The sequence below is a fragment of the Rhodococcus sp. Leaf233 genome, assembly GCF_001426165.1.
Taxonomy (GTDB): Bacteria; Actinomycetota; Actinomycetes; order Mycobacteriales; family Mycobacteriaceae; genus Rhodococcoides; species Rhodococcoides fascians.
Map to the genome: position 1 here is coordinate 125,339 of NZ_LMRO01000009.1, position 24,477 is coordinate 149,815.

Here is a 24,477-nt window from a genome sequence, read left to right on the forward strand (position 1 = left end):
CCGCCTGAAAACGAGGCGGGGCTTTCCGGGTGATCACCTTCAGAAGCTGTGCTTACGCGCCTTCTTGGCGAGCTTGCGGGTGGTGCGCTTCGACGGAACGAACAGGTGTGCAGCGCTGCGGCGACGGTTGCGGCGACGGATCAGCACGAATGCGACGGCACCGGCGGCGGCTGCAATGGCAGCGATGATCGGAGTGCCGACCTTCGCGGCCTCGGCCACATCCTCGCTGTCGATGTTGCGGACCGTGGTCTTCACGTCGTCGGCGACGGCGGAGGCCTTCTCGGCTGCCTTGTCGGCGACCTGGGAGGCCTTCTCCTTCACGTCGTCGACGTCGACGTTCTCGACCTTGTCCTGGACGGCGCTCTTGACGTCTGCGGCGGTGTCGGCTGCCTTGTCGACAACGTCTGCAGCTGCGTGCTTGGCCTGCTTGGCAGCGCCGGCCGCGGAGTCGGCAGCGCTCTCTGCGGCGTCGGAGACCTTGTCGGCAGCCTGCTGAGTGTTGGCCTTGGCCTGGTCGGTGGCCCCTTCGGCGCGAAGGCTGTCGTCACCGGTGGCCTCACCGGCCTTCTCCTTCGCAGTCCCGGCCAGTTCTTCTGCCTTGTGCTGAGCCTTGTCGATGAAGTCGGCCATCGGTATCCCTCTTTCGTGTAGGTCGTCTCCGGAAACCGGAGCGGTGACGTCGCGGACGACGCCGGTAAGTATGAGTCGAACTCGACGGTCCGAAACATACGTCCGACCACGGGTGTTTCGGGTCACTACGACGAGTAGCCGTACTTGTGCTGCTCGGCGTGCTGTGACTACTTCGTCGAACGCGGCCACCACGTTCGACGGCGTGCGCGCGTCGCACGTGCCCAGTAGGCCGTCGACAACGAGCGCCGGTCGAAGTCCAGTCCCGACCCTCTCGACGTGAGCAGGATCAGCGCGATGACTCCCGCAGCCCCGACCGCCACGGGAGTCATCGGCTACTGGTTCCGGTTGCGTTGGGCATACACCCAACGAAGAGAGTGCGGTTCATGACAGCTCCTGTCTGTGATGTGCTGAAGGCTGCCATTGACACCGCCACCAGTCAATGGCACATTATGTGATGTTAGTCGCGGTGTCGCTGCTCGGTCGGCGTCCGGGCGATGGTGTTCGGTGAGACAGCGAGGCGCGTCGATGAATGCAGATACCTGGCCCGAGGTCGACGGTTCGACCCACGACAACTTCAGGGATGTGCTCATCGTCGGTGCGGGTATTTCGGGAGTCGGAGCCGCGTATCGCTTGCAGGAGATAGCACCGGAGCTCAGCTACGCGATCCTCGAAGGGCGCGAGCGAGCAGGCGGTACCTGGGACCTGTTCCGGTACCCGGGAATTCGTTCGGACAGCGATATCTTCACGTTCTCGTTTCCGCACACGCCTTGGCAGGGAAACACTCTGCTTGCCCATGGCGAAGACATTCGTAACTACATCGTCGATACCGCTCACACCAACGGCATAGACGAGCGCACGCACTTCTCTACCTCCGTCGTTGCGGCGAACTGGGATTCGTCGACCGACCTATGGACCGTCGACACGCTGTCCGACGGCGTTCCGCGAACGTATCGAAGTCGATTCGTGTTCTTGTGTACCGGATACTTCGACTACTCGGGTGGGTACACCCCTGACCTTCCCGGGATGGAGAAGTTCACCGGGCAGGTGGTGCATCCCCAGCAGTGGCCGGAAGGTCTCGACCACACCGGTAAGCGGGTCGTTGTCATCGGAAGTGGCGCGACGGCAATCACTTTGGTGCCTTCGCTCGCGGTCGATGCTGCGTCGGTGACGATGCTGCAGCGTTCTCCCACGTACATTGCGTCCCTGCCGATGACCGACCCGTTCACCACGCTCACTCGGCGTGTACTGCCGGACACCCTGGCACACAGTGCGTTGCGGTGGCGCAATGCACTGTTGATGGTCGGCTCGTATCAGCTGTGTCGACGGGCACCCAAGACGGCCCGCAGGGTGTTCCGAGCAATGACGAAGGCGCAGCTCCCGCGTGGATACGACATCGACAAGCACTTCAAGCCGACGTATGCCCCGTGGGACCAGCGGCTGTGCGTCGTGCCCGACGGCGATCTCTTCAAGGCCATTCGCACCGGTCGAGCGACCGTGGTGACCGACCGGATAGCCGAGATCACCGCCGACGGGATTCGGTTGGAATCGGGTGACGGGATCCCCGCCGACATCATCGTCACCGCAACGGGGTTGAAGCTCCAGGCCTTCGGCGGAATCGCACTCTCGCTGGACGGTGAGCGGCTCGAAGTGCACGACAAGTTCGTCTACAAGGGTCACATGCTCGAGGACGTACCCAACGTTGCATGGTCCATCGGGTACACGAATGCATCGTGGACGCTCAAGGCCGACATGACGGCGCAGGCAGTAGCAAAACTGTTGGTGTACATGCGGTCTCACGGCTACACCCATGCGATCCCGGACCGACAGGGCAAGGCCGTGGACTCTCGTCCGGTTGTCGACCTCGCCTCCGGATACGTCACGCGTTCCTTGAACGAGCTACCCAAATCGGGGACCGAACGTCCCTGGTCGGTGCGGCAGAACTACATTCTCGACAGGATCGACGCACGATTCGACGATCTGACCGAATCGATGACGTTCGGCCGAGCGAAGAACGCTGGTGCGGCGGGAGCGGACGGCGCGACCGTGCACCGCATCTGGCCGAGAAAGATCGGTTCGCAGTGACTTCGGACATCGACGGCCTGACCCTCGCGCACACGATCCGGGGTGAGGGTCCCACCTTGGTGCTCATCCACGGCATCGTGCACCGACAACATGCGTGGGACAGTGTCGTCGACATACTGGCGCGGCATCGACGAGTGGTGACGGTGGACCTGCCCGGCCACGGCGCGTCACCGGACTTGCCCACCGAGGAATTCGATCTGGGGCCGTGGATCGTGGCCGAGTTGGAGCGATTCCTCGAGCACGTGGCGGTGGACGGCGAGAAGCCGCACGTGGCCGGAAATTCGCTGGGCGGTTACTTTGCGCTCGAACTGGCTGCCCGCGGGTCGGTCGCCTCGGCGACCGCCCTGTCACCGGCCGGTTTCTTTCGCGGACAGTGGGATCAGACCCGCGCGCTACTCGTGTTCCGTCTGTTGCGAGCGTTGTCTCGAGTGATGAGCCCGATCGCACCCACCGTCATGCGTTCGGTCGTCGGACGCACGATCGCAAACGCCGTCTTCTACGCAAAGCCGTGGCGTGTTCCCGCGGCAACGGCCACGATCGACGCGCTCAGCATCACCACCAATCGTGCGATCGACGCCGCCGGAAACGCAGTGCCGCGCTTCAGTGTTCCGGTCGACGAGACGGTGCCCGTCACGGTCGCCTGGGGACGCCGAGACCTGGTGTTACCGGTGTATCAAGCACCGCTGGTGCGTCGAACGTTCCCGCAGGCAGACGTCCGCACCTACTCGGGGCTCGGGCACGTGCCGATGTCCGACGATCCGGAGTTGGTTGCCTCGATTCTGCTGAGGGGATCACGATCCGTCTCGCGCTCGGCGTGAACATGACAGAGAAGGTCGACGGCCGAAGCCATCGGTGGCACGATCACCGAGTCACTCGGCGTCGAGAACTACTCGACTGCACACTGGCCGCCATTCGTCGGCATGGGCACGGCATCGGAATGAACGAGATCGCCGCAGCGAACCACGTCTCGAAAACTGTTCTGTACAAACACTTCGTCGACAAGAAGGGTCTCGCCGACGCCGCGATGGCGCACTATGTCGAGATTGCGCTGGTACCTCGGATCCGGGACGCGATCTCCGGGGATCTCGACGAATACCACCTCACCCGTGCCGTGATCACCGCCTACGTCACGACGGTCGCCATCGATCCCGAGATCTACATCTACGTGCACACGAACAATGCGGTCGGTGGCAATCAGGACATCATCACCGCATCGGAGGAACTGATCGCAGAGTTGCTGGCAACCGTCATTGCCGACAGATTCCGCGAGCGGGAGTTCTCGACGGCGGGCTCGATGCCCATAGCGTTCGCCATGATCGGTGCGGTGCGGTTGGCGTCGCACTGGTGGATGTTCGACCGGACCATGACGGTCGACGAACTCATCGACTACCTCACCATGATGGTCTGGGGCGGTATCGCGGGGATAGCGCGCGCTGCCGGCTCCGTCACGACCTTCACCTCAAGGCCACATTCGTTGACACTCGAGGGCTGAGCGCCCTCCTCCGACATCAGCGATCGAACACCGCACGAACGTTCGTGGAATCCGGCACGGACTGGCAGGCCAGTCGGACGCCGTGCTGCAGTTCGTGTTCGTCGAGCGTCTCATTGGCGAGCATGGTCACCGTGCCCTCGGTGAGGGTGTAAGCACAACCGCCGCAGGTTCCTTCGCGGCATACGTACGGCGGGTCGAGACCCAACTCGAGAAGTCGGTCGAGCAGCTTGGTGTCTGCATTCCAAGCGAACTCGGTCTCCATTCCGTCGATCTCGACCTGAGCGGTGACGGAGTTCGCGCCCGGTTCGTCGGAAATCGTCGCCTCGCCGGGCCGAAACGGATTCGAGTCGAAGGAGGAGAACACCTCGCGATGGGTTCTGCGCGCCACCGTGCCGGTGCGGGTGAGCCACTCCTCGGCGACGTTCATGTACTGCGCTGGGCCGCAAAGGAAGACCTCGCACTCGGCCGGAATGTTCGCACCCAGCGAAGCCAGTCCCGCAGCAGTGGGCAAGCCCGATTCCGAGGTGTACCAATGGTGAACGTTCAGTCGTTCGGGGAAGCGAGACCGCAGTTCGGTCAGTCGCTCTGCGAAGATCACCGAGTCGCGGTTCTGGTTGGCGTAGACGAGGGTGATCCGATTCTCGTGCTGCAGCAGGGCGGTCTCGAGTATCGACATGATCGGGGTGATGCCGCTGCCGGCGGCCAGCAGGACGAAATGGTCGTCCCAGCTCTCGGGTCCGAACATGCCCGACGGCTTCAGCGCCTTGAGTCGCATCCCACGAACAGCGTTGTCGTGCAACCAGTGTGATGCCAGTCCGTCCCGGATGCGCTTGACGGTCACGGTGGGGAATGGGTTGCGCACCGGAGAGCTCGAGAAGGAGTAACAGCGGGCCACCGAGCCGCCGTCCGTGCAGGGAATCTCGAGGGTGAGGAATTGTCCCGGATCGTACCGAAAGTGCGCTTCTCGATGCTCGGGAACCACAAAGCCGAGGGAGATCGCATCTTCGGTCTCGCGGGTCACCTCGGCGATCTCCAACTCGAAGATCCTGTCCTCGGGACCGATGGCAGACGCATCCAGTTCCGCCGGTGGATTACTCCTGAACATCGTCACGTGTGCTCGCTCCCTTGCGCTTTCGGTGTTGGACGCCACTGTCGCACACTTCGCCACCAAATAATAGGCCATTGACAAATGGCGAATAGCGGGTGAGGGTGATGACGTGACTCCGACCACCGACGACGACTACCTGCCTCGCGGCGCTTTCAGGGCCGGGTCTCGGCGAACCCGTCTGGCTGCCTTGATGACTCGGCTGATTCTGCGTCCGATGACGAACCTGCTGCCGACCTCCCGCGGCGGCATCGAGTTCTCTCGACGCCTCGTCGCCACCTCGATGAACCTGTGCGGTCCGGTCCCGAAAGGAACGGCAGTGGACCTCGTGGCCGACGGCCCGGTTCGCGGTGAGTGGGTGCGAGCACCCGGCCTGTCGCCGGGACCACGCGTGATCCTCTACATCCACGGCAGTGCATACGTCATCTGCTCGGCGCGGACGCACCGTGGTCTCACCGCACGCTTGTCCAGGGCGACGAGCCTGCCGGTGTTCACGATCGACTACCGGCTCGCCCCGGAACACCCGTTTCCCGCCGCAGCCGACGACCTCGAAGCCGCGTACCGCTGGCTGCTGGACCAGGGGTACGACGCATCGAACATCGTCATCGCCGGGGACTCCGCCGGCGGACACCTGGCCGCCGACCTGATCATCGAGAACGACCGAACCGGGACGCCGCAGCCGGGAGCATTGGTGTTGTTCTCGCCGTTGATCGATCTCGACTTCGAGCTATCGGCGCGCATGGAACGTACGCGCAAGGACCCGATGATTTCGGCGAAGGCAGCGCGAGGACTCGTGGCGCTGTACACCGACGGCCACGATGCGGATCTCCCGCGTCTCCGGCTCGATCTCGGACGTGTGCGAGAGCTGCCACCGACGCTGATCCAGGTGGGCGGAGCCGAGATGCTCAGGGGCGATGCGCGACACCTGCACTCCATGATCGACGCGGCCGGCGGAGAGGCCGAACTCGAGATCTGGCCCGATCAGATGCACGTGTTCCACGCTCTCCCGAGGTTGATCCCCGAGGCCGACCGAGCACTAGAGCATGCAGCCGCTTTCATTGCTGATGCACTCGAAAATCAAGCTCTACAACATGATTCGAAGGGACAGGTAAGTCGATGAGAAGCAAGACCGGAAGACCCTCGTACGGGTCGAGAGCGGTAGTGACCGGCGCAGGCAGCGGCATCGGCCGGGCGTTCGCACTGGAACTGGCTCGACGTGGAGGAGCCGTCATGTGCGCCGACATCTCGTTGCCGCGAGCGCAGGAGACCGTCGCGATGGTGAACGCCCTCGGCGGCACCGGATACGCCGTCGAGTGCGATGTGTCGATCCGCGAGAACGTCGAGGAACTGGCCCTGCGTGCCGGCATCGAGTTCGACGGACCCACCACGGTGCTCATCAACAACGCAGGCGTCGGAATCGGCGGAAAGCCCGTCGGCAACATCGGTTTCGAGGACTGGAACTGGGCCTTGGGAATCAACCTCTGGGGCGTGATCCACGGCTGCGAGGTGTTCACGCCTGGGCTTCGGGCTGCGGGTGAGGGCGGGATCATCAACGTCGCGTCCGCCGCCGGCTTTGCCGCTGCGCCGCTGATGGGTCCGTACAACGTCGGCAAGGCCGCAGTGATGAGCCTGTCGGAAACGATGGCGGCGGAATTCTCGGGTACCGGTGTGCGGGTGTCGGTTCTGTGTCCCACGTTCGTCAAGACCAACGTTGCCGTCGACGGCCGGATCACCGCGAGTTCGTCCCGCCTCGCCGAATTCGCGATGCGCTGGACTGGACGATCGCCCGACAAGATCGCGGCCCGGACCCTCGACGCGTTCGACAAGGGCCGCCTCTACGTCGTACCGCAGTTCGACGCCAAAGCCGTGTGGCGGTTCAAGAGACTGCTGCCTGCCGTGTACGTGCGCTTTCTCGGATTGCTCAATCGTGTGATGCCCGCCGAGCAGCAGCAGCCGGCGAAGAACGAATCCCGTACCTCGACAACCACAGGAGCCTGACATGGCAATGGATTTCGATGACATGTTGACCAAGATCAAGGACCGTCAGTGGGCATTGGCGGACATCGACTGGGACGGCCCGGGAGCCGAGACCATCAGCCCCGAACTACACGCCAAACTGAAGCCCTTCATGTCCGATCTGATGTGGATCGAGAACGTGGGCGCTCGCGGCTTCGCGGCAATGGCGCTCAAGGCACCGAACGAGACTCTCGCAGAGATCTATCGCTACTTCCACGCGGAAGAGCAGAAGCACGCCAACGCCGAGCTCGCTCTCATGCGTCGGTGGGGCATGCTCGACGGTGACCGGATGCCCGAGCCGAACGTCAACGTCAAGCTCGTCATCGACTGGCTCGACAAGCATTCCGACGGGCTGTCTCTGACCGTGCTGGGCACCGTCATACCGATGCTCGAGGTGGCGCTGGACGGCGCGCTGGTGAAGTTCATCATGGACGAGATCGACGATCCGGTGTGTCAAGCCGTGTTCAAGAAGATCAACTCCGACGAATCTCGGCATCTGGCGGTCGATTTCGCGGTCATCGAATTGCTCGGGCATTCCCGGATGCGCAAGCTGGTGGTCGAGACCATCGGTGCTTGGATGAACCCGGCCCTCATCGTCGGATTGCTGCGCTACATCCCACTGCTGAACAAGATGCGCGACAACATCGTCGAGATGGGTGTCGACGAGGAGCGGCTCTACACCGCGATGAAGCGATTCCGCAGTGTGGGGGAGCGTAGCCCCGAGGCGCTCCGCGTGCCGATGTATCGATTTGTGCAGTGGCACAGCAGCATCGTCATCAACCGCAAGCATCCATACCACCGCGTTGCGGACGGACTGGTGAAGCTCACTCGCCGGTACCCGACCAAGACTCTCAATTCCGAGCCCACCTGGGCCAAGGAACTGACCTACGAGCCCGTCGCATGAGCGATTTCGATGTGCGCGAAGGTGTACTCGACGCCGTGATCGTCGGTGCGGGATTCGCCGGAATCGGTACCGCTATCCGACTGCGCAACAGTGGAATCGAGAATGTCGCGATCCTCGAACGCGGCAGCGCCGTCGGTGGAACCTGGCGCGACAACACTTACCCGGGCGCAGCCTGCGACATACCGTCGAGGCTGTATTCGTACAGTTTCGCGCCCAATCCCAACTGGTCGCACACCTATTCCGGTAGTGGTGAGATTCTCGATTACATCCACACGATGGTGCGTGAGTTCGACATCGGATCGCGTATTCGATTCGGACACAACGTAGTCGACATCATCTGGAACGAGGCGGCCGGGCATTGGCACGTGAGCATCGACGGGCACCCCGATGTTCGGGCGCGCACGGTGGTGATGGCGTCGGGGCCGCTCGCCAATGCCAGCCTGCCGAACATTCGAGGCATCGATACCTACGAGGGACACAAGATCCACAGTGCACGGTGGGATCACGACTACGACTTCGAGGGTAAGAAGGTCGCGGTCGTGGGAACCGGGGCGAGCGCGGTACAGATCGTGCCCGAACTGGTGAAGATCGCCGATACGGTCAAGGTGTTCCAACGCACCCCGGGTTGGACGCTGCCCAGGATCAATCGAAAGGTGCAGGCAGGCACCAAGCATCGATACGCCCGGTACCCGCAGACGCAGGCCCTGGCGCGGTCGCTGTGGTTCTGGGGGCACGAGTCCGTTGCCCTCGGTGTCGTGTGGAAGACCCCGTTGACGCGCATCGTCGAACTGGTCGGGCGCGCGCATCTGCGTCAGCAGGTTCGCGATCCGTGGCTGCGGCGACAGCTGACACCCCGATTCCGGGCCGGCTGCAAGCGATTGCTGATGACCAGCGACTACTACCCGGCCCTGCAGAAGCCGAACTGCACGTTGGTGACCTGGCCGATCGCGACGCTCTCACCCAAGGGCATTCGAACCGTGGAAGGCGTCGAGCATCAGTTCGACGCCATCGTCTTCGCGACCGGGTTCGACGTGTCCAACACCGGAACACCCATTCCGATCACCGGACGCGACAGCCGCGTGCTGGCCGACGAATGGAGCGCGGGAGCCAAGGCGTACAAGAGTATTGCGGTATCGGGGTACCCGAACATGTTCTTCACCTTCGGCCCGAACTCCGGCCCAGGACACAGCTCGGCATTGGTGTACATGGAGGCGCAGATCGACTACATCGTCCAGGCGATCTCTCTGGTAGTCGAAGGAGATCTGCACAGCGCCGATGTGCGCCAGGACGTCCAGGATGCCTACAACGAGGACCTGCAGCGCAAACTGGCGAAGACGACCTGGAATTCCGGTTGCAGCAGTTGGTATCTCACCGAGGACGGCTTCAACGCGACCATGTTCCCGGGTTTCGCCACCCAGTACGTCAACCAACTCAGGGGTGTCGAACAGGGCGATTTCACCATGGTTCCGCGCCGCGTCGACCTGCCGCAGGAACCGGCACAGGTCGTCGCCCACTCCTGAATCGCTCGAGAGCACGCTTGTCGTTTCGATGACGGTCGGATTCGGCTCTTCCTTCCGCCGCGTGGTCGACGTATATCCTGAGGGTCGACGCGCGGCGGAGGTAGGGAGCTCGGTGGAGTATCGAATCGACGACTTGGCCCGAGAGGCCAAGACGACCACTCGCAACGTGCGGGCGTACCAGGAACGCGGGCTGCTGCCGCCGCCCACGCTCCGAGGACGAGTAGGTATTTACAACGACGATCACCTGACTCGATTGAAGGTGATCGACTCGCTGCTTCAGCGGGGGTTCACCTCGGCGCACATAGCCGATTTCCTGTCGGGCTGGGAGCAGGGCAAAGACCTGGAAGAAATCCTGGGCCTGCAGGAAATCGTGACTCGCAAGTGGTCGTCGGCCGAGACCACGGTCATTCCCGTCGAACTGATTGCGCAATTTCTCGGTGAGGACAACGACGACATCGTTGCCCGACTGATCGAAGCGAAACTGATCAGAATCGACGGTGACCAGTGCGAGATTCTCGATCCGACCCTCCTCGAGGTGTTCGTCGACCTGAGTCAGTACGGCTTCACATTGGAACGTCTGCTCGACCAGCACGAGCGGACCGCGTCGAAAATGAACGAAATTGCCGAGTCGATGGTCGGGAGCGTGACCGACCATCTGGCCGCGAAACACGGTCCAGGTTGGCTGCCCAAGTCCGGAGAGGTAGCCGAGACCACCGAGATGTTCGAGAAGATGCGCAGCCTTGCCATGAAATCGGCACAGGCAGAACTGGCGCGCGCACTGGACCGGGTACAGGAACGCGCCCTCGACGATTATCTGTCAGAGACTCTGTCGAAGCGCACGTGACGTGGTTTGAAGCCTGCCACAATCGGACATACCTGCCCTTCGACAGCCGAACGGCGGCTGACCGCCTAAGGGGGCACCAATGAGGTTCGTAACGTTGATCGTTCTGGTTTGGCTGATCATCGGCGCATTCGCGTCGTACCAGCGCGGAGACTTCGAGAATGCGCCCGAGAACTGTGCAGGTGCGGGCACAATCGCCCTCACCGTCGTTGCCGGTCCGCTCAACTACTTCGGAATCAACCCCGAGGTCACGGACTGCAACGTCACCGTGCCGCAGCCCAGCGAGTGATATGAGTCGCTGACCGCGCGCTCGCGGAGCGCCTTCCCTAACCTGGTGAGGTGTTCCGCGGACGCTGGTTGCTGTTTCTCGCCCTGGCGATCCCAGTTGTCCTGGTGTCGTCGGTAGGTGTCGGCGGCTACCTCGCGTTTACGAAAGCTCGGGTGGATCCGCTCGTTGCCGCCGACGCAATCGTGGTGCTCGGCGGCGAACACGACGGACGTGAGGCCTACGGCATTTCGCTCGCCCAACAAGGCCTGGCCACGACAGTGGTGCTGTCCGATCCCTACGGATCCAGCGATCCGACGATGAAGAAGGCCTGCGCGGCGTCCACGTCGCAGTTCGAGGTGTTGTGCATTCCGCCGTCGCCCTCGACCACCCGTGGCGAAGCCATGTTCACCGAAACCCTTGCCCGCGAACGCGGCTGGAACCACGTCATCGTCGTGACGTGGCGATACCACCTCCCGCGGGCTCGCTACATCTTCGATCAGTGCTTCGACGGAACCGTCACGATGCGTCCGACGCCTCGCGCGTACGACTTCTCACTCGTCGAATGGGAGTTCACGTACCTGTACCAGATTGCAGGGTTCGTCAAGGCCGGAGTGCAGGGCTCCTGCCAGGATTCGGAAAGCGACTGACCGGATTCGGTCACAGAATCTTGTGATAGAGCGTCACACCGGACTTCCACGCCAGGAACCCGAACATCACCGCGGCAATTCCACCCACCACGTTCGCGCCGAAGAACAGTGCTGCCGAGCGGTACCGACGATCTCGCGCAAGCCCGATCGTCGCCAGCGTTGTCCCCGCCAGCGGAGCCACCGACGCCAGAAACCCGACCGCCACCACGGAGCGAACAGCATTCGGCGGATCGAGTGCGAACACCAACCCCAGCGCGGCACACGCCACCAGATTCAGTGCCGTCGCCCGTCGCCTCGACCGGAGGGCGAACGAGAACACGAACTGGCACAGAGCCGCGAGTCCGCCGCCGGCCGCCACCAGGATCAACGTCGTCACAGCGTCGGGCTCGTTCGTGCCGGTCTCGTGATCGCAGCCCCGACGGCCATCGTGATCAACGCGAACACCGGCGTCGCCACCAGATAGATCACCGAATTCCACGCCCCGCGATGGATGACCGCCTGAAACGCATAGAGACCGAACGTCGTCAGACCGCACGCAAGACCGAACAGCCCGGCCCGAGTCACCGGAGCCCGACGACCGGACAGATACCCCAACGCAGCGCCGACGAGCAGACAGCCGAACACATTCACGCCGAACGTGGACAACAACTGCCACCGCGGCGTCGCCCGCCACGTCCACACCTCGTACCGAAGCGCCGCACCGACCGCGCCGCCCACAACGACCGCGACGTACTCCCCGAGCGAGCGACGACGCAGACCGCGACCGTCCAAGGAATGCAGGCCCTCGATCACCTGAACGAGCCTAATGCGATCGATACCCCTCGGCTGAGTGAGCCGACGGCGGCAAACCAACCCGAAGCCGACCCCGAGGGGACTCAATGTCACGTTCGGTGGTCCGGAGTGGAGCCTGCGGAACGACCATCGACACTTTTCGGGGGTCAATGTCACGTTGAGTGGACTTTTCGGGGGTCGATGTCACGTCGAGTGGACTTCGGCGGCGGTGGCGGGGCGGGGGAGCGAGGTAAAGTCTTCGTGTGACTGCGGACGAATCGGGGCTCGGACCCCAGCATTTCGATGTGATTGTTGAATGGCGTGATCAGGATGTCGTTCTGTCGGTGTCGGGTGAGTTGGATTTGGTGACGGCTCCTGATCTGTCCGAGTCCGTGGCTCTGGTGCTCGAGAAGTCGCCGTCGGCTGTGGTCATCGATCTCAGTGATGTGGGTTTCCTCGCATCGGCAGGCATGTCGCTGTTGGCGTCGACGCATCAGCAACTGGGCGGTAGTGCCGGGTTTGCCGTGGTGGCGGACGGTCCGGCGACGGGGCGTCCGTTGACTTTGGTCGGGCTCGACGAGGTGTTCGGCATCTATGCGACGGTCGACGAGGCGCTCGTTGCGATTCATGCGGGTAGATCCTGAAGTTTTGGGTAGACGGGATTCATGATGGCGACTCTCTTCGGAGGTGACGACTCACGTACCGACAGTTCGATCTCGACGGCAGGTGCGCGAATGGAAGAACTGCTGTTCACCGACGAGCCTGCCGATGCGGATCGAGCGTCGGAGCTTCGGCGTGAACTCGGTGACTGGTTGAACGAGTTGGGCGTCGACCCGGATCGCGCGTACGACGTCGTGTTGGCGACGTACGAGGCGATAGCGAACAGTGTCGAACATGCGTATCGCGATCACACCGACCGAGGAACCCTCGATATTCGAGTGTTGTGCGGTGCGCAGGGCCGGATCGATGTGAAGGTGACCGACCGCGGCGATTGGGCGACGCGCAATTCCGATCCCAACCGAGGTCGAGGCGTACCACTGATGCGGGCGCTGGCCGATACTGCGGCGGTGACGTCGGACCAGAACGGCACCACGGTCCACATGATCTGGGACGCGATCGGTACCAGCTGATCGTTGCTGCACACTGACTACATGGTCGATGTGCAGATCGCGACAGCCGAGAAGAAGAAAATAACGGTACCCAACCTACGGGTGTTGTGGCAGTTCGTGCGGCCTCATCGTCGCACCTTGATTCTGGGCATGATGCTCGGCCTGATCGGTACCGGAACGGCGTTGGCGACGCCGATGGTCGCCAAGGGTGTGCTCGACGGACTCGGCACCGACGCGTCGCTGATCGTTCCCGTCGTCGTTCTGGTGGCCCTGTTGGTCGTCGGCTCGGCCGTTCTGTATCTGCAATGGATCGTGCTCGGGGTGTTGGCCGAGCGGATCGTGCTCGACGCACGCAAGTCGATCGTGCGGAAGTATTTCGGTGCCACGGTCGGCAGCCTGAACACTCGGCCCACCGGTGAGTTGGTCACCCGCGTCACCTCGGACACCGTGCTGCTGCGTGAGGCGACATCGAATGCGCTGGTGGCCATAGTCAACAGCGTCGTGGGTCTGGTGGGCGCGTTGATCCTGATGGCGGTTCTGGATCTGGTGTTGCTGGGTGCGATCGCGGTGGCCATCGTGGCGATCGCAGTGTTGTTCGCCCGGCTGATGCCTCCGATCGCCATCGCGCAGAGGCAATCACAGGAAGCGATCGGACGACTCGGCGGCATTCTCGACGGCACCCTGCGGGCCATCCGAACAGTGAAGTCCAGCAGAGCCGAGACTCGCGAATCCGAACGCGTCATCGCGGAGGCGCGGACCTCCGCTCGGCACAGCGTGCACGCCGTCAAGATCTCGGCACTGGCGTGGACCTTCGCGGGCGGCGGCGTGCAATTGGCCATCATCGGCATTCTCGGCCTCGGTGGCTACCGCGTCAGCACCGGAGATCTGGCGGTATCCAGCTTGATCGCGTTTCTGCTCTACGCATTTCAGGTCATGAGCCCGGTCTCCACCCTCGCCACCAACATCACCGCGCTGCAGGCGGGTATGGCCGCGGCGGCGCGGATACGTCAGATCGACGACCTCGTCGTCGAAGTGGGAGAGGAAGGTACCCCCGCGCCGACCCGTTCCGTTGTCGGAGCTGCTCCGGCACTCGAATTCCGAAGTGTGACTGCACGTTACGGTCCGGGACGAGAGCCGGCCGTGCGAGGAATCGACCTGGACGTCCCCGCGCGTGGCCACACAGCGATCGTCGGTCCCTCCGGTGCAGGCAAGACCAGCGTGTTCTCTCTGATCCTGCGGTTCCTGACGCCCGAGAGCGGCGAGATACGGCTCGGCGGAACGCCGTACAGCGAGCTCACGATCGACGAGGTGCGCTCTCGACTGTCCTACGTGGAGCAGGAGACGCCGGTGATCCCCGGTTCTGTGCGGGAGAACCTGTTGTTCAGTCACCCGGACGCCAGTGAGGGTGACATCTGGGCGGCGCTCGAGTCGGTGCACCTGGATTCGACCATCCGCGCTCTGGACGAGGGATTGGACACCGACCTGATCGGCTCGACGGTGTCCGGTGGGCAGCGGCAACGAATTGCGTTGGCGCGAGCCATCGTTCGACGCCCACAGATCCTGCTGCTCGACGAGGCGACGGCTCAGGTCGACGGACGCACCGAGGCGGCGATCCACGAGGTGATCCGTTCCATCGCCGAGGATGCTGCCGTCGTCACCATCGCGCATCGGTTGTCCACCGTGCTCGACGCCGACACCATCCTGGTGATGGACGATGGGGTGGTACGCGCACGTGGAACGCATGCGGAGCTCATGGCGTCGGACGAGCTGTATCGAGAACTGGTGGCCGCGTTGAGAATCGGAGACAGCGCGCCCGATCTGGCAGCGGGCCGTCCGTGAGATCTACCGGCCCGACTCGGTGGTCGTGGGCTCGTCGGTCGCGGGCTCGTCGGTCGAGTCCTCGTCGGTGGTGGTCGTGGTAGTTCGGTCCGACCGCTTGGTGGTTGTTCGGGGCGTCCGCGTCGTCGTCTGAGGCCGCTCCGGCGTCGTTGTCGGCGGCTTGGCGGTGGTGGGCACCGCGACCTGCCAGGTGGGCGACGGCGGAACCACGACGATCGCGGACGTCGGAGACGCCTGGACCGAACTGAGGGAGTCCGACTTCAGCGCAGGCGGCCTGACGTCCTGGCTCGAATCGTCGAACGCGCCACCGAGGGCACCGATGACCAGACCCACGGTGACGGCGACTCCGGCACTCGCCACTGCTGCCAACGCGATGACCTTGTCGCGCATGAACAGACCCTAACGCCGTGGCCGCACCCGGGTGGTCGGCAATGATGCGAGAACGTTACCGCAGCGTGCGAATTCGTGGTGGGTCGAAGGTTACGGCTGCGCCAGTCGGAGAACATTCGGCAACGATGCTGCGATCAGCTCGCCGGCTTCCTCGTACACGGACGGGTCGCGCCGGTACGGGTCGCCGATATCCAGCGTCTCGACGCTGTGGACGGCCCGCGCGTCGGCGAGGGCAGCAACCGATCGTGCGCCCGACGCCGCGGCCAGGCTCGACGCCTCGAGCAAGGTGAAGGTGCGACGCATGTGCCGCGGCGACAGCGCGAGCACGGCGTCGCGATGCGACGCGGTCATCGTCAGAACGAGTTCGGCGTCGGCGGTGATCGCCGGAGTGAGGCGTCGAGCCACGAAGCCCTCGGGATCGCCGCCGAGTTGCGACAACACCAACGCTGCCGTCGGGTCCATCGCGTGCCCGGTCAGTCCCTGTGTCCCGGCACTGCTGGCGGTCAGCTCGAATCCGCCCTCACGGGCGAAGGCGACCGCAAGGCGCTCGGCAGTCGGAGATCGGCAGATGTTGCCGGTGCAGACGAACAGAACTCGCATGCCGCAACTGTAGTGGTGTGGCTGGGTGCCCCAGGGGGCACCTGAACGCACCACTGCGGCGCAGCCGCACCGACGCGCTACAGTGATCAATTGGGGGGATCGAGACTGGTTCGTGACATGAAGTCTCGGCGTGTGTTGACGGGGAAATCGACAAGAGGCAGGTAATGACCGAAGTTCTCGGTGTGTCGGTGGGGGCCAGCGCGGTGCGCATGGCTCGACCCGACCTGCGCCCTCAGGATTCGGGACGCCTCGACTTCCACCACGACACCGTCGACGCCTACTGGGACCGGGCCGAGGAACTGGCCGCGGAGTCCATCGGCGTGGTGCTCTCGCAACCGGGCAACGGCGGCCCAGTGCAGGCAACCGGCGTGGCGTATCGCGACCAGCAGCAGTTCGGTGAGATCCAGCAGGCCATGGCCGGTCAGCGGCTGTACAACTATCGACTCGTTCCCGAAGCTCGGGCTGCGCTGCAGTACCTCGAAGCGTCGGGCGAGCTGGGGCATTTCGGCACTATCGCGTTGTACGACCTGGGCAGTTCGGGTCTGACGATAAGCGTGATCGACCGCGGTACAGGCCAAGTTCTGCTGGCAGAACGCACCATCGACATCAGCGGCGACGACTTCGATCGCCTGATCGCCGACAACCAGTTGGCCAAGCAGGGCGTCGACATTGCCGACAACCAAGAACTGAGCGCGTTCACCGCGCGATGCCGGGTCGCCAAGGAACAATTGTCGACCAGCGGCGCAGTATGTCTTCCGGGCGACGGCGGCGTCATCCTGATCTCCCGCGAGGCATTCGAATCACTGGTGACCGTCCCGATCGAGTACTCCGCTCGCCTGGTTCGAGACGTCATCGGGCGTTCTCCCAAGCATGTCGACGCGCTGTTCCTGATCGGCGGCGGCGCCCGAATACCGCTGGTCGGAGCCATACTCGATGCCTGGGTCGGGTTACCCGTCGTCACTCCGGCAGACCCCGAATCGGTTGCGGCCCGTGGAGCGGCACTGCTCGCCACACCGGTCGCCGAAGCTCCGCGTCAGCCGGTTCCCCAACCGAATGCGCAGTCGAATCCGCAGTCGGGCGGGCGACAGCCCGCAGCCGACCCGGCGTCGCTGACCGGTGCACCCGATTGGTTGACTCCGGAACCCCACTCCGACAAGCCTGCGGATTCGAAGCGCAAGGTGCGCGGTGCCGTGCTGGTCGCGGGTGGTCTTGTCGCGGTCGCCGCCCTCGGCCTGTCTCTCGGATACGGGGGTGGGTCGCCGGCCCCGACCAGTGCACCGGCAGATTCACCGGTGCCGATCACCGCAGGTCCCACGACGACCCGGGTCACCCCGACGCCGACGACGCCACCGCCGACCACGACGCCGCCGCCCACGTCCGAGCCCGTTCAGGCTCCGGTTCAGACGTATTCCGAGCCCGAGTACGTGCCGCCCGCGGCACCGGCTCCTGCGCCTGCCCCGGCACCGCTGATTCCCGGTCTGCCGCAGATCCAGCTCCCACAGATTCAGCTGCCGCCGCCTCCGGTCATTCAGCTTCCGCGCTTCTAGCCGGGGATCGTCACGGCAACTGCACCGTTGCGAGTACCGCCAGATGATCGCTCTCCGGGATCGGTAACGGCTGCACCGACCGCGCGCGGATGCTGTCACTGGTCACGACATGGTCCAACCGCGCCAACGGACGTTCGGACGGGAAGGTGCGGAACAGTCCTGCCCCCGCAGCGTCGGCCGCATCGGAGAACGGAGCCGATGCCAACATGCGGAATTGCCGGTGATCGTTGGTGGCATTGAAGTCGCCGGCGACGATGGCAGTGTTGTCGTAGGTATCCATGATGGCCCGCATCCTCGCCAGGTCTGCGTCCCACTGGGTGGTGTGGCGCGGCGTCGCGGGAGACATCGAATGGAACGAGACGAGGGTCAGCGTCGTGCCGTCGACGACTGTGTTCGCCTGCACCGGAACGAAGCCGAAGTCGTTCAGCCGGGTGCCGTCGGTCAAGGGTGTTCGGCTCCACAATCCGGTGCCGTCGGCCACGGGCAGTGCGGCGGTGAAGGAGAACGGCAGCAGGTCGTCCAGACCGGCGCCCCGCAGGTCGATCACTTCCTCGGGCGTTAGTTCCTGGACGGCGAGTACGTCGACGTCGTGGTCACGGACCGCGTCGACGATTGCCCCGGCATCGGCGTCACCGTGCGCCACGTTGACCGTCAACACGGACAGATCCGGTCCGGAGTTGTCCGGTCCGTCGGCCAGGAACATCGGCACCTGGACGCCCACGACGGCGACGGTGACGACGGCTGCGACCGCCGATCCGATACGTGAGCGGGCGGCGGCGAAGAGCAGGAGCGCCGCGACGGTGGCGACTCCGAGGTACGGAGTTCCGACCACCAAAGCAACGAAAGTGATCTCGGTCACGCCGACCTGTCGGACGGCAAACATTCCGAGAGCTACGGCGACGAGACACCACCCCACGACCAGCGCTGCGCTGCGAACGAAACGGCGCATCGCGCTCGTGCCTCCTCGTGTCCGCCCGAGATGGGCATGAATGTTGCAGGTGTTGTCTACACTCGGCATGTGCCCAGCTCAGAGCGGATATGCAAGTGTCGACACGAACAAGCTGCGCATCAGCATTACCGCCGCGGAACCAACTGTTCGTTGTGTGATTGCCCGCGTTTTCGGGTTCCTGTCGTTCAGGCGCTCAAACGGTGGATCAGTAAGTAGTAAGTGCGTCGAAAACAATCCTACCGCCGGATCGGAAGCGTAGAACAAACCGATTCGCTACGATGAGTGGCCTGGATGCAGGCAATATGGACAAATGCGGCTCGGGGACCGTCCGACATTGTTCCGGTAGGAGAGGCGCGTCATGTCGAACGATGCAGTGCTGGAGAGGCTCGGTACCGGCCTCCGGGTTCTCGAACTCGACCCCATCAGCTACCGGCCTCATCCCATCCACAACCACGACCGCATCTGGACCGAGACCAACTGCTACGTCGATCTGTGGATCGAGGTACTGCACTCACTCGGTGCCGATCCCACCCCGGCGCTCGCGTTCGTGCTCAGCGCCGGATGTGACGGACGGCAGTGGGACTTCGTGAAAATTCTGCCCGAGGATCTGCGCTCGCTCTACGGCATCGGCGTGGCCGAGATGAACGTATGGCGACCCGTTCTCGAGCACGTCGTCGAAGGGCTGCTCGACGGCACCCACGTCACGGTGGAGGTCGACGGCTTTTGGCTTCCCGACACCGCAGGCACCAGCTACCGGAATCAGCACACCAAGACCACCATCGTGCCGAATCTCGTCAACCGAGACGACAAGGTGATGGGCTACTTCCACAACCGGGGTTACTTCGAGCTGACCGGGGCGGACTTCGACGGGGTGTTCAATCTCGCGCCCGAGCCTCACGCCGAGGTGTTGCTGCCGTACGTCGAACAGGTTCGAGTCGACGCGGCAGTGCTCGACGCGCGGGTCGGTGACCGCGACCTCGACGTCGCCCGGGCACATCTGTCCAGAAGGGCACCGGGCAATCCCGTCGATGCCCTCGCTCGGCGCATCGTGGCCGACATCCCGCTCGTCCAGACGTCCGGGCCCGACGCCTTTCATCTGTGGTCGTTCGGATTGCTCCGGCAATTCGGTGCCACCGCGGAGCTTGCCGCCAACTACGTGCAGTACCTCGAGAGCCGCGGGATACGTGGAGCCGGCGACGCGGCGCAGCATTTCCTCGACGCAGCGTCCGGCGCGAAGGCCGTTCAGTTCCGGATGGCGCGAGCAGCGCGTGGCCGCGCCGTGGTGCTCGACGAACCGCTGAACGACATGAGCAAGAACTGGGCGACAGCGATGGATATCGTCGTGGGTGCATTGAGCGCGTGATCGATCTGCTCGACGGCGTGCCGTGGCGGCTGGCCCGAACCGACGCCGGATCCATCCTCGACCCTGCTGACCTGCCTGCCGACCTCGAGTGGCTCGACGCCGTCGTGCCCGGCACGGTGGCGAGCGCGCTCGGTGACACCGATTGTGCTCCGGACGAACACGATTGGTGGTACGCGACCACCGTCCCGACCGGCGATCACCCCGAGATGCGGCTGACCTTCGGCGGAATCGCGACTCGGGCCCAGATCTGGGTGGACGGTGTTCATCGGCGAACCGTCACGTCCATGTTCGTGCCCGAGACTGTCGATCTGACCGGTTGCGGACCGACCGTCACCATTGCAGTCCACGTCGAATCTCTTGCCGCACATCTGAAGACTCGACGGCCACGTGGTCGGTGGCGGTCCTCGATGATCGCTGCACAGGGTTTGCGGCACGAGCGTACGACGATGCTTGGCCGGGCACCGGTGTACGGGCCCGTGCCTGTTCCGGTGGGTCCGTGGCGGCCGGTGTCGATGGTGCCGATGTCGAGCCCTCGTGGCGTCGGTCTGTCGACGACGGTCCGCGGCACCGACGGTATCGTCACGGTGCACGCCGAGCTGGATTCCCCGTCGTCGACGCGAATCCTGATCGGGGACAGCGTGTTCGAGATCGGAACGGTCGATCGTATCGATACGACTCTGACGCTGCCGGACGTCGAGCTGTGGTGGCCGCACACGCACGGGCAGCCCAGGACCTACCGGGTGGCGTTGGACGTGAACGGGGTGGAATACCCGTTGGACGACATCGGCTTTCGCACCGTCGTACTCGATCGCTCCGGAGGCGGCGCGCAGTTGGTGGTCAACGGTAGCCCGATCTTCTGTCGCGGTGGTACGTGGACTCCACTCGATCCGGTGCGACTGTGGTCGTCGGAGCAAGACCTGCGTGCAGCGTTGGTGCAGCTGCAGTCGGCGGGCGTGAACATGGTGCGCGTGGTCGGCACGATGGTGTACGAGCAGGCCGAATTCTGGTCTTTATGTGCGGAACTCGGCATCATGGTGTGGCAGGACGTCATGTTGGGAACCGTCGACCCGCCCACCGACGAGGTGTACACGGCGGCGGTCACCGGAGAGCTGCACGCGTTCGCGGACATCGTCTGCGCCAATCCGGCGCTGATGGTCGTCAGCGGCGGAAGCGAAACGCAGCAGCAACCGACGATGCTGGGGCTCGCGGCCGAGGATCAGCGAATGGACATGCTGGACACCATCGTTCCTGATTTCCTCGCCGATCGTCTGCCGGACGTCGCCTACGTGACGTCGTCTCCGTCCAGCTCGACCGGCGAATTGCACACCCACGTGGGCGACGGTATCGCCCATTACTTCGGGGTGGGCGGCTACCTGCGGCCACTGTCCGATATTCGTACCGCGGGTGTGAGATTCGCTGCGGAATGCCTGGCCTTCTCCGTTCCTCCCGAACGTGCGCAGGTCGACAGGTTCTTCGGATCTGCTGCGGTGGCAGGGCACCACCCCGAGTGGAAATCCGCGGTCCCCCGCGATCGCGGTTCGTCGTGGGATTTCGAGGACGTCCGCGATCACTACGTACGCACTGTCTTCGGTGTCGACCCGCACCTGATTCGGCGGGACGACGCCGAGCTCTACCTGGACTACGGCAGGGCGGTGATCGTCGAAGCTTTCGAGGAAGCGTTCGGTCGGTGGCGTCGGGCGTCTTCCGGATGTGCGGGCGCGCTCGTGTTGACGTTACGAGACACCGTGCCCGGTGCCGGGTGGGGCATCACCGACGCCACCGGTGCACCGAAGGCACCGTTCTACGCGCTCGCGAGGTCCGGCTCACCGACCGCAGTGCTGTTGTGCGACAACGGTCTCGACGGCTATTCGGTGGAGCTCGTCAACGACGGCCCGGCCCGATCGGGCACACTGCGCGTGGCACTGCACACCGCGCGCGGCGTGCAACAGTTCGAGCGGGCGGTATCGGTCGACTCGAACGGCTCGACCGAACTGACGGTGGACTCCATCGTGGGGTCGTTCACCGATGCCAATCACGCCTACCGTTTCGGGAGTCGGACGTACTCGGCGATCACAGTGGTGTTCGCGGGCGACGACGGAGTCGAGATAGCGCGGAACACCGCGCTCGTCGGCGCGCAGAGTCGGCAGAACACCGTGGGCCTGAGCGCGAGTGTCGTCGATACCGGAGCCGGGACGTGGGAGCTCACAGTGTCCTCGGAGTGGGCAGCGCAGTACGTCTGCGTCGATGTCGACGGCTTCGACGCGTCCGATTCGTGGTTCCATCTCGCGCCGAACGAACCGCGCACCATCACACTCGTCAACCGAGGCACCGGGAAGCCCAGGGGACACGTCCGGGCCTTGAATTCCGTGGAACGGGCGTCGGTGGCACCGAGGGTCGTGAGTGGAAGTTCGTAGTGGGCTACGAAGTTCCGTGCACGTGCCGCTAGCGGCTCACACTGAATTTGCCTCGGACATAACCGACTCCCGCGGCCCCGACGCTGGCCACCACAGCCATCGCGCCCCACGCCCGCGCCGGGTTGCCGCGAGCAGCCGCGCTCGTCTCACGGCCGACAGCACGCGGCAGAACCTTGGCCGTGTACGCACGCTCGGACGAGAGTGCGTCGCCCGCACCGATCAGTCGGGCGATCGCTGCCTTGGACACGCCCTCGGCGTAGCTGCGGGTGATGAGGTAGCGGGGTCGCGTCCGATCGGCACTGACGGTGTGATCGACGACGATCGAGGGATCGAACACGATCTGCGCGTCGGGATGCGTCTGGCGCAGGCGAATACACAGTTCCGTCTCCTCGCACCCGAGCGGAACGCGTCCGATCCGGCCGATTCCGGAGACGAAGCCGCCGAGTTCGACGACCGGCGCGCGGCGGAAAGACATGTTCGCGCCCATGAGATTACGGACCTGAGCGGTTTCCGTCGGCTGCCCGCGGTAGGTGCACCCGACGACCCAATCGAGTTCGCCGGGTTCACCCACTACCTCGGCCGGTAAGAAGGCCGGACGCTTGTCCGGCCATACCGGGTATGCAGAGCCCCCAACGGCGTACACGGCATCATCCGAGTAATGGGACAGAATGGCGTCGAGCCATTCAGTCGTGCGTGGGGAGGCGTCGTCGTCCAAGAAGACGACGATGTCACCCGTGGCGAGGTCGAGGGAGGTGTTCCGTGCCCCCGACAGTCCTCGTGGGTGGCTGTTCTCGACCACGTTCACGGTCTCGCTCAGCGGCAGGAATTCCGCTCGAGCGCGCTCGGCCAGCTGCTGATTGTGGTCGACGACGAGAATCAGCTCGTCGGCAGCGACGCTCTGATCGAGAACTGCACGCACGGCAGTGCACAGTTCGGACCATCGAGCCAACGTGTACGCGCAGATGACGACCGAGGAAGTCGGCAGACTCACGCCGTTCTCTCGCGGAGCTCGATGACCTCGCCGAACGACTCCATGACCTCGAACTCGAGGTCCATGTCGGTGCGGGCATCGATCGACTCACGCGACGGACGAGCGATGTGCTTGCGGGAGATTCTGCGGGCGCGCATGCGCTCGGTCATCAAGGTGCGCAGCACCCGGAAGCCGTCGGAGAAGGTGCGTAGGTTGCTCTGGCCGTAGATGCGCGCCAGCTCGACACTCGGCACTTCTTCGATCCGTACGGACGCCTCGGCGAAGCGGCAGTTGATGATGGTCTCGATCTCGAATCCGTCACCCCACAGCATCATTCCCTCGCTGCCCGGCTGATCGACCACGGGCAGATCCAGGACCGGCACCAGGTCTCGCCAGAAGGCGTTGTAGCCGTAGCACAGATCCGAGAAACGGGTGCCGAAGAGCGTGTTGGCCACCAGGTGCAGACCACCGTTGCCGGCGCGGCGCAGCGGCGTGATGTCGTGGCTGCCGCCGCCCTCGCAGAACCGGCTGCCCTTGGCGAAGTCGGCACCGGCGATCAGGGCATCGACGAACCGGGGGATCTCGGCCGCGTCGGCAGAGCCGTCCGCGTCGAACATGACGATGATGTCGCCGGTGGCAGCTTCGAAGCCGCAGGCGAGCGCGTTGCCCTTACCCTTGCGGGTCTGTTGAATGACGCGGATGTCGCTGCGAATCTCGCGTGCGGCTTCGATGGTTCCGTCGGTGGATCCGCCGTCGACCAGTACGAGCTCGAATTCGTGGGACAGCAACGGGAGGACATGGCGAAGGTTCGCGGCCTCGTTGAGAGTCGGGATGACGACACTGACGCGGGGATTCTGACGATTCAACATATCCATTCCAGATGTTCGAGTTCGGTGGGCACTAGCTGATCGAGCTACTGCAGCTGTATCTGACCGATGCGACACGACCCCCGCCGAGTTCGCACGTAGGTTTCGGCGGGATTGATCTACCCGTCGAACCCACTGTCTTTTCCTGACTAGA

At 64.1% G+C, this 24,477-nt stretch carries 26 protein-coding genes; 16 read left to right on the forward strand and 10 right to left on the reverse strand.

What is annotated here, in order from left to right; all coding sequences use genetic code 11:
* Window positions 1-39: 39 nt before the first annotated feature.
* Window positions 40-630: a CsbD family protein gene (locus ASH04_RS27540; RefSeq protein WP_057473558.1), complete on the reverse strand. Its 591-nt coding sequence runs from the start codon at window positions 628-630 to the stop codon at window positions 40-42.
* Window positions 631-797: 167 nt separating this feature from the next.
* Window positions 798-959, reverse strand: a complete 162-nt coding sequence (locus tag ASH04_RS26525; protein WP_156394528.1) for a hypothetical protein — start codon at window positions 957-959, stop codon at window positions 798-800.
* Between the two features lie 196 nt (window positions 960-1,155).
* On the opposite strand from ASH04_RS26525, the gene ASH04_RS11380 reads away from it, so the two are divergent.
* Genes ASH04_RS11380 through ASH04_RS11390 form a run of 3 tightly spaced genes read left to right on the forward strand, consistent with a single transcriptional unit; the run spans window position 1,156 to window position 4,204 of the window.
* Window positions 1,156-2,712, forward strand: coding sequence for a flavin-containing monooxygenase (locus tag ASH04_RS11380; protein WP_057473559.1), 1,557 nt, complete (start codon window positions 1,156-1,158; stop codon window positions 2,710-2,712).
* Window positions 2,709-3,530, forward strand: coding sequence for an alpha/beta fold hydrolase (locus ASH04_RS11385; RefSeq protein ID WP_442971192.1), 822 nt, complete (start codon window positions 2,709-2,711; stop codon window positions 3,528-3,530). Before ASH04_RS11380 ends, ASH04_RS11385 begins: the two co-directional genes overlap by 4 nt.
* A gap of 2 nt (window positions 3,531-3,532) precedes the next feature.
* Window positions 3,533-4,204 (forward strand): TetR/AcrR family transcriptional regulator, encoded by a 672-nt coding sequence (locus tag ASH04_RS11390; RefSeq protein WP_057473560.1) that lies wholly within the window; start codon window positions 3,533-3,535, stop codon window positions 4,202-4,204.
* Window positions 4,205-4,220: 16 nt separating this feature from the next.
* Here ASH04_RS11390 and ASH04_RS11395 read toward each other — a convergent pair whose 3' ends face one another.
* Window positions 4,221-5,309 carry a ferredoxin--NADP reductase gene (locus ASH04_RS11395; RefSeq protein ID WP_082519276.1) on the reverse strand — a complete coding sequence of 363 codons (1,089 nt, stop codon included), beginning with the start codon at window positions 5,307-5,309 and terminating at the stop codon, window positions 4,221-4,223.
* Between the two features lie 112 nt (window positions 5,310-5,421).
* On the opposite strand from ASH04_RS11395, the gene ASH04_RS11400 reads away from it, so the two are divergent.
* From ASH04_RS11400 to ASH04_RS11430, 7 genes are all read left to right on the forward strand, one after another.
* Entirely contained in the window at window positions 5,422-6,429 is a 1,008-nt protein-coding gene (locus ASH04_RS11400; RefSeq protein WP_235579994.1) for an alpha/beta hydrolase, read from the forward strand.
* Window positions 6,426-7,307: an SDR family NAD(P)-dependent oxidoreductase gene (locus tag ASH04_RS11405; protein WP_057473562.1), complete on the forward strand. Its 882-nt coding sequence runs from the start codon at window positions 6,426-6,428 to the stop codon at window positions 7,305-7,307. The genes ASH04_RS11400 and ASH04_RS11405 overlap by 4 nt, the downstream gene beginning before the upstream one ends.
* Before the next feature lies 1 nt (window position 7,308).
* Complete coding sequence (locus ASH04_RS11410; protein WP_032374990.1) at window positions 7,309-8,229, forward strand: hypothetical protein; 921 nt, start codon at window positions 7,309-7,311, stop codon at window positions 8,227-8,229.
* Entirely contained in the window at window positions 8,226-9,749 is a 1,524-nt protein-coding gene (locus ASH04_RS11415; protein ID WP_057473563.1) for a flavin-containing monooxygenase, read from the forward strand. Before ASH04_RS11410 ends, ASH04_RS11415 begins: the two co-directional genes overlap by 4 nt.
* A 112-nt stretch (window positions 9,750-9,861) precedes the next feature.
* The gene (locus tag ASH04_RS11420; RefSeq protein WP_027495610.1) at window positions 9,862-10,593 is read left to right on the forward strand and encodes a MerR family transcriptional regulator; all 732 of its coding nucleotides are present in this window, start codon (window positions 9,862-9,864) and stop codon (window positions 10,591-10,593) included.
* A gap of 79 nt (window positions 10,594-10,672) precedes the next feature.
* A complete protein-coding gene (locus ASH04_RS11425) occupies window positions 10,673-10,879 on the forward strand; it encodes a hypothetical protein (protein WP_027495611.1) in 207 nt (68 codons plus the stop codon).
* A gap of 50 nt (window positions 10,880-10,929) precedes the next feature.
* Complete coding sequence (locus tag ASH04_RS11430; protein ID WP_032392264.1) at window positions 10,930-11,505, forward strand: YdcF family protein; 576 nt, start codon at window positions 10,930-10,932, stop codon at window positions 11,503-11,505.
* A gap of 10 nt (window positions 11,506-11,515) precedes the next feature.
* Here ASH04_RS11430 and ASH04_RS11435 read toward each other — a convergent pair whose 3' ends face one another.
* Complete coding sequence (locus ASH04_RS11435; protein ID WP_032366900.1) at window positions 11,516-11,881, reverse strand: CrcB family protein; 366 nt, start codon at window positions 11,879-11,881, stop codon at window positions 11,516-11,518.
* Window positions 11,878-12,297 (reverse strand): CrcB family protein, encoded by a 420-nt coding sequence (locus ASH04_RS11440; protein ID WP_082519233.1) that lies wholly within the window; start codon window positions 12,295-12,297, stop codon window positions 11,878-11,880. The genes ASH04_RS11435 and ASH04_RS11440 overlap by 4 nt, the downstream gene beginning before the upstream one ends.
* A gap of 287 nt (window positions 12,298-12,584) precedes the next feature.
* Here ASH04_RS11440 and ASH04_RS11445 point away from each other — a divergent pair, with 287 nt between their 5' ends.
* From ASH04_RS11445 to ASH04_RS11455, 3 genes are read left to right on the forward strand one after another with little or no spacing between them, the layout of a single operon-like run.
* Window positions 12,585-12,920: an STAS domain-containing protein gene (locus ASH04_RS11445; RefSeq protein ID WP_032372037.1), complete on the forward strand. Its 336-nt coding sequence runs from the start codon at window positions 12,585-12,587 to the stop codon at window positions 12,918-12,920.
* 21 nt (window positions 12,921-12,941) lie between these two features.
* Window positions 12,942-13,406, forward strand: coding sequence for an ATP-binding protein (locus ASH04_RS11450; protein WP_027495616.1), 465 nt, complete (start codon window positions 12,942-12,944; stop codon window positions 13,404-13,406).
* 21 nt (window positions 13,407-13,427) lie between these two features.
* The gene (locus tag ASH04_RS11455) at window positions 13,428-15,224 is read left to right on the forward strand and encodes an ABC transporter ATP-binding protein (protein WP_057473564.1); all 1,797 of its coding nucleotides are present in this window, start codon (window positions 13,428-13,430) and stop codon (window positions 15,222-15,224) included.
* A gap of 3 nt (window positions 15,225-15,227) precedes the next feature.
* Here the strand turns inward: ASH04_RS11455 and ASH04_RS11460 are convergent, their stop codons facing one another.
* Together ASH04_RS11460 and ASH04_RS11465 are read right to left on the reverse strand one after the other, a co-directional pair.
* The gene (locus ASH04_RS11460; RefSeq protein WP_027495618.1) at window positions 15,228-15,614 is read right to left on the reverse strand and encodes a hypothetical protein; all 387 of its coding nucleotides are present in this window, start codon (window positions 15,612-15,614) and stop codon (window positions 15,228-15,230) included.
* A 90-nt stretch (window positions 15,615-15,704) separates the two neighbouring features.
* Window positions 15,705-16,214, reverse strand: coding sequence for an arsenate reductase/protein-tyrosine-phosphatase family protein (locus tag ASH04_RS11465; protein WP_032366897.1), 510 nt, complete (start codon window positions 16,212-16,214; stop codon window positions 15,705-15,707).
* Between the two features lie 164 nt (window positions 16,215-16,378).
* Between ASH04_RS11465 and ASH04_RS11470 the strand changes: the two genes are divergently transcribed.
* Window positions 16,379-17,761 carry an Hsp70 family protein gene (locus ASH04_RS11470; RefSeq protein ID WP_057473565.1) on the forward strand — a complete coding sequence of 461 codons (1,383 nt, stop codon included), beginning with the start codon at window positions 16,379-16,381 and terminating at the stop codon, window positions 17,759-17,761.
* Between the two features lie 10 nt (window positions 17,762-17,771).
* On the opposite strand, the gene ASH04_RS11475 is transcribed toward ASH04_RS11470, so the two are convergent.
* Entirely contained in the window at window positions 17,772-18,710 is a 939-nt protein-coding gene (locus ASH04_RS11475) for an endonuclease/exonuclease/phosphatase family protein (protein WP_032400369.1), read from the reverse strand.
* Window positions 18,711-19,068: 358 nt separating this feature from the next.
* Here ASH04_RS11475 and ASH04_RS11480 point away from each other — a divergent pair, with 358 nt between their 5' ends.
* Entirely contained in the window at window positions 19,069-20,073 is a 1,005-nt protein-coding gene (locus tag ASH04_RS11480; RefSeq protein WP_057473566.1) for a DUF1839 family protein, read from the forward strand.
* Complete coding sequence (locus ASH04_RS11485; protein ID WP_057473567.1) at window positions 20,070-22,487, forward strand: glycosyl hydrolase 2 galactose-binding domain-containing protein; 2,418 nt, start codon at window positions 20,070-20,072, stop codon at window positions 22,485-22,487. The genes ASH04_RS11480 and ASH04_RS11485 overlap by 4 nt, the downstream gene beginning before the upstream one ends.
* Window positions 22,488-22,515: 28 nt before the next feature.
* Here ASH04_RS11485 and ASH04_RS11490 read toward each other — a convergent pair whose 3' ends face one another.
* Window positions 22,516-23,478, reverse strand: a complete 963-nt coding sequence (locus ASH04_RS11490) for a glycosyltransferase family 2 protein (RefSeq protein ID WP_032386498.1) — start codon at window positions 23,476-23,478, stop codon at window positions 22,516-22,518.
* Complete coding sequence (locus tag ASH04_RS11495; RefSeq protein WP_032372043.1) at window positions 23,475-24,326, reverse strand: glycosyltransferase family 2 protein; 852 nt, start codon at window positions 24,324-24,326, stop codon at window positions 23,475-23,477. Before ASH04_RS11495 ends, ASH04_RS11490 begins: the two co-directional genes overlap by 4 nt.
* Between the last annotated feature and the right edge of the window lie 151 nt (window positions 24,327-24,477).

Coding starts and splice junctions, on each gene's coding strand:
- ASH04_RS27540 (WP_057473558.1), bottom strand. CDS start 630: ATGGCCGACTTCATCGACAAGGCTCAGCACAAGGCAGAAGAACTGGCC.
- ASH04_RS26525 (WP_156394528.1), bottom strand. CDS start 959: ATGACTCCCGTGGCGGTCGGGGCTGCGGGAGTCATCGCGCTGATCCTG.
- ASH04_RS11380 (WP_057473559.1), top strand. CDS start 1,156: ATGAATGCAGATACCTGGCCCGAGGTCGACGGTTCGACCCACGACAAC.
- ASH04_RS11390 (WP_057473560.1), top strand. CDS start 3,533: ATGACAGAGAAGGTCGACGGCCGAAGCCATCGGTGGCACGATCACCGA.
- ASH04_RS11395 (WP_082519276.1), bottom strand. CDS start 5,309: ATGTTCAGGAGTAATCCACCGGCGGAACTGGATGCGTCTGCCATCGGT.
- ASH04_RS11405 (WP_057473562.1), top strand. CDS start 6,426: ATGAGAAGCAAGACCGGAAGACCCTCGTACGGGTCGAGAGCGGTAGTG.
- ASH04_RS11410 (WP_032374990.1), top strand. CDS start 7,309: ATGGCAATGGATTTCGATGACATGTTGACCAAGATCAAGGACCGTCAG.
- ASH04_RS11415 (WP_057473563.1), top strand. CDS start 8,226: ATGAGCGATTTCGATGTGCGCGAAGGTGTACTCGACGCCGTGATCGTC.
- ASH04_RS11425 (WP_027495611.1), top strand. CDS start 10,673: ATGAGGTTCGTAACGTTGATCGTTCTGGTTTGGCTGATCATCGGCGCA.
- ASH04_RS11450 (WP_027495616.1), top strand. CDS start 12,942: ATGATGGCGACTCTCTTCGGAGGTGACGACTCACGTACCGACAGTTCG.
- ASH04_RS11455 (WP_057473564.1), top strand. CDS start 13,428: ATGGTCGATGTGCAGATCGCGACAGCCGAGAAGAAGAAAATAACGGTA.
- ASH04_RS11460 (WP_027495618.1), bottom strand. CDS start 15,614: ATGCGCGACAAGGTCATCGCGTTGGCAGCAGTGGCGAGTGCCGGAGTC.
- ASH04_RS11465 (WP_032366897.1), bottom strand. CDS start 16,214: ATGCGAGTTCTGTTCGTCTGCACCGGCAACATCTGCCGATCTCCGACT.
- ASH04_RS11470 (WP_057473565.1), top strand. CDS start 16,379: ATGACCGAAGTTCTCGGTGTGTCGGTGGGGGCCAGCGCGGTGCGCATG.
- ASH04_RS11475 (WP_032400369.1), bottom strand. CDS start 18,710: ATGCGCCGTTTCGTTCGCAGCGCAGCGCTGGTCGTGGGGTGGTGTCTC.
- ASH04_RS11480 (WP_057473566.1), top strand. CDS start 19,069: ATGTCGAACGATGCAGTGCTGGAGAGGCTCGGTACCGGCCTCCGGGTT.
- ASH04_RS11495 (WP_032372043.1), bottom strand. CDS start 24,326: ATGTTGAATCGTCAGAATCCCCGCGTCAGTGTCGTCATCCCGACTCTC.